The organism is Parendozoicomonas verongulae (genome assembly GCF_009711465.1).
GTDB classification, from domain to species: Bacteria; Pseudomonadota; Gammaproteobacteria; order Pseudomonadales; family Endozoicomonadaceae; genus Sansalvadorimonas; species Sansalvadorimonas verongulae.
The window spans coordinates 1-646 of the sequence record NZ_SMME01000364.1 but is presented as its reverse complement, the minus strand read 5'-3'; the positions used below and the strand labels follow the sequence as shown (position 1 = coordinate 646).

Sequence of the window (646 nt, the reverse complement as noted above, 5' to 3'; positions counted from 1 at the left end):
CATCGACTACACCGGTGGATTAGCCACCTTTACCAGCTACCCCGACGGCGGTAACGGCGTGGTTTCGGTGGAGGCGATGGCGACTTCCCGCGCTGGCTTTCAAACCAGCCACATGGCTTTTCGGACTCCGGGCACTCCCTTGCGTCCCGGGAGCCTGCAGGTGTGGGCCAACCGGGCGGATACCGGCGAGCGGATTTCGGTACAGGCGGACTTTAACGGCAACCTGACCTCGGCAGAAGTCGATGGGTATGTGGACAGCCAGACCGGCTGGTGCAAACTCCACTTCACCGACGGGACGAACGACATCGAGGTACTCCCCCAGACTGTCACCTTCAATACCGTGGTGCTCACCAGCATACCTCTGGACTCCCGCCTGATTGGTCTTGACCCGGTGCGCTTACCAGCCGACGGGCGCGTACCCATCTACCGGGAAGGGGATGTGGTGGTGCTGGCCCATGACCAGACCACGGATATTGGTACACCCACGGCGGGGCAGGTGGTGACCGTCAACCGGGATCATCAGGTGAGCATCGATGTGGTTGACAGTGCAGGTACGGCTATCGATCCCGCGCAGGTGACTATTGATCGAAGCGCTGGCACTGTGACTTTTAGTGACCCTCTTGTGCTCCAGGAATCAGGCGGCAAC

Annotated in this window: 1 protein-coding gene; it reads left to right on the top strand. The window is 60.8% G+C overall.

Annotation, left to right across the window (positions count from 1 at the left end; genetic code table 11):
- Positions 1–76 precede the first annotated feature (76 nt).
- The coding region (locus E1189_RS00705) for a hypothetical protein (RefSeq protein WP_230459867.1) at positions 77–646 on the top strand (570 nt) is incomplete at its 3' end.